General features: G+C 56.9%; 1 tRNA gene and 2 rRNA genes. All 3 read left to right on the forward strand.

Annotated features, from left to right (window positions below):
• Positions 1-84: 84 nt before the first annotated feature.
• The 3 genes from FV217_RS21580 (at position 85) to FV217_RS21590 (ending at position 3330) form a co-directional block, all read left to right on the forward strand.
• Positions 85-2901: ribosomal RNA gene (locus tag FV217_RS21580) — 23S ribosomal RNA — on the forward strand.
• Between the two features lie 115 nt (positions 2902-3016).
• Positions 3017-3132, forward strand: a 5S ribosomal RNA gene (gene rrf, locus FV217_RS21585).
• 121 nt (positions 3133-3253) lie between these two features.
• Positions 3254-3330 (forward strand) — tRNA-Met (locus tag FV217_RS21590).
• Positions 3331-3345 lie beyond the last annotated feature (15 nt).

The following is a 3345-nucleotide window of genomic DNA, read 5'->3' on the forward strand; positions in this document are numbered from 1 at the left end:
CGTCACCGGTCTTTATCGTGACCGTGGCTGCGATCGTTCTGGTTCTTCGAACCGGTTCGTTTTGCGGACATCGATCATGAGAGCGATCAAGTGCCTTAAGAGCATTCGGTGGATGCCTTGGCGCTGAGAGGCGATGAAGGACGTGGTACGCTGCGATAAGTCTTGGGGAGCTGCGAACGAGCTTTGATCCAGGAATTTCCGAATGGGGAAACCCACCTTCGACCTTTCGTATTGAGGATACAGCCGACCTTCGGGTCGTCTGGATCCCCACTACGATTGGTCACATGAAGGTATCATGCCCTGAATAAAATAGGGGTTTGAAGCGAACCCGGGGAACTGAAACATCTCAGTACCCGGAGGAAAGGACATCAACGAGACTCCGTCAGTAGTGGCGAGCGAACGCGGATCAGGCCAGTGCCTGTTATGAGTTTACCGGAACGGTCTGGAAAGGCCGGCGAGATGGGTGATAGCCCCGTACGGGACGGACGATTAGCAGGACTCGAGTAGGGCGGGACACGTGAAATCCTGTCTGAACATGGGGGGACCACCCTCCAAGCCTAAGTACTCCTCAGCGACCGATAGTGAACCAGTACCGTGAGGGAAAGGTGAAAAGCACCCCGACGAGGGGAGTGAAATAGCACCTGAAACCGAATGCTTACAAACAGTAGGAGCCCAAGGTTCGTCCTGGGTGACTGCGTACCTTTTGTATAATGGGTCAGCGACTTAAAGTTACGAGCAAGCTTAAGCCGGTAGGTGTAGGCGCAGCGAAAGCGAGTCTGAATAGGGCGTTCAGTTCGTGGCTTTAGACCCGAAACCGAGTGATCTAGCCATGTGCAGGATGAAGGTGGGGTAACACCCACTGGAGGTCCGAACCAGTGCCCGTTGAAAAGGTCTTGGATGACGTGTGGCTAGGGGTGAAAGGCCAATCAAACTCGGAAATAGCTGGTTCTCCGCGAAAGCTATTTAGGTAGCGCCTCGCGTGAATACCTCACGGGGTAGAGCACTGGATGGGCTAGGGCCGCCCACAGCGGTACCAAACCCAACCAAACTCCGAATACGTGAGAGTACTGCGCGGGAGACACACGGCGGGTGCTAACGTCCGTCGTGGAGAGGGAAACAACCCTGACCTACAGCTAAGGCCCCCAATTCGTGGCTAAGTGGGAAAGGATGTGGGAATCCCAAAACAACCAGGAGGTTGGCTTAGAAGCAGCCATCCTTTAAAGAAAGCGTAACAGCTCACTGGTCTAAATAAGGGTTCCTGCGCCGAAAATGTAACGGGGCTCAAGCCACGAGCCGAAGCTTAGGGTGTGATCCTTCGGGGTCACGCGGTAGCGGAGCGTTCTCTAGGCCTGTGAAGGGATACCTGTGAGGGGTCCTGGAGGTATGAGAAGTGCGAATGCTGACATGAGTAACGACAAAGAGTGTGAAAGACACTCTCGCCGAAAGTCCAAGGGTTCCTGCGTAAAGTTAATCTGCGCAGGGTTAGCCGGCCCCTAAGGCGAGGCCGAAAGGCGTAGTCGATGGGAACGGGGTGAATATTCCCCGGCCAGCAGATGGTGACGGATGCCGTATATTGTCGGACCTTATCGGATTGGTCCGGCCGTGAAGGGGTCCCAGGAAATAGCCTCTGCGAGAGACCGTACCCGAAACCGACACAGGTGGACTGGTAGAGTATACCAAGGCGCTTGAGAGAACGATGCTGAAGGAACTCGGCAATTTGCCTCCGTAACTTCGGGATAAGGAGGCCTCTGTCTTGGGCAACCAGGGCAGAGGGGCACAGACCAGGGGGTGGCGACTGTTTATCTAAAACACAGGGCTCTGCGAAGTCTGTAAGACGACGTATAGGGCCTGACGCCTGCCCGGTGCCGGAAGGTTAAGAGGAGAGGTGAGAGCCTTGAATTGAAGCCCCGGTAAACGGCGGCCGTAACTATAACGGTCCTAAGGTAGCGAAATTCCTTGTCGGGTAAGTTCCGACCTGCACGAATGGCGTAACGATCTCCCCGCTGTCTCCAGCATCGGCTCAGTGAAATTGAATTCCCCGTGAAGATGCGGGGTTCCTGCGGTCAGACGGAAAGACCCCGTGCACCTTTACTGTAGCTTTGCGCTGGCCTTCGTGTCGGCATGTGTAGGATAGGTGGTAGGCTTTGAAGCATGGGCGCCAGCTCGTGTGGAGCCATCCTTGAAATACCACCCTTGTAGATATGGTGGTCTAACCGCGACCCTTGATCGGGGTCCGGGACCGCGCATGGCAGGCAGTTTGACTGGGGCGGTCGCCTCCCAAAGCGTAACGGAGGCGTACGAAGGTGGGCTCAGAGCGGTCGGAAATCGCTCGCTGAGTGCAATGGCATAAGCCCGCTTGACTGCGAGACGGACATGTCGAGCAGAGACGAAAGTCGGTCATAGTGATCCGGTGGTCCCGCGTGGGTGGGCCATCGCTCAACGGATAAAAGGTACGCCGGGGATAACAGGCTGATGACCCCCAAGAGTCCATATCGACGGGGTCGTTTGGCACCTCGATGTCGGCTCATCACATCCTGGGGCTGGAGAAGGTCCCAAGGGTTCGGCTGTTCGCCGATTAAAGTGGTACGTGAGCTGGGTTCAGAACGTCGTGAGACAGTTCGGTCCCTATCTGCCGTGGGTGTTGGAGTATTGAGAGGATTTGTCCCTAGTACGAGAGGACCGGGATGAACGTACCTCTGGTGGAGCTGTTGTGGCGCCAGCCGCAGTGCAGCATAGCTACGTACGGACGGGATAACCGCTGAAGGCATCTAAGCGGGAAACCCACCTCGAAACGAGTACTCCCTTGAGGGCCGTGGAAGACGACCACGTCGATAGGCTGGATGTGCAAGCGCGGTGACGCGTTGAGCTGACCAGTACTAATCGCCCGATCGGCTTGATCGCTCTCATGATCACTGTCCGCGAAACGAACACGACGCGATCACGGTCGCGATGAAGACCAATGACATGCTTGCCGAACATGACCACGCCACATCACGCAACAATTGCGCTTGGCCGGTCTGGTGGCTCGAGCGGTGTGCCCAGAACCCGATCCCATCTCGAACTCGGCCGTTAAACGCACCAGCGCCCATGGTACTGTGTCTCAAGGCACGGGAGAGTCGGTCGCCGCCAGGCCTGCCAAACGCAATTGCCGTGACACGTCACCCTCCCTCGTCACCAGCCACACGGCGCGGCCCTTCAACCGGACCCGCAACGCCGACACCGACGCGATCCATACACGGATCCCGACACCCGGCGCGGGGTGGAGCAGCCCGGTAGCTCGTCAGGCTCATAACCTGAAGGTCGTAGGTTCAAATCCTACCCCCGCAACCAAATACCCCCACAGAC

It is taken from the genome of Methylobacterium sp. WL9 (genome assembly GCF_008040035.1).
Classification (GTDB): domain Bacteria; phylum Pseudomonadota; class Alphaproteobacteria; order Rhizobiales; family Beijerinckiaceae; genus Methylobacterium; species Methylobacterium thuringiense.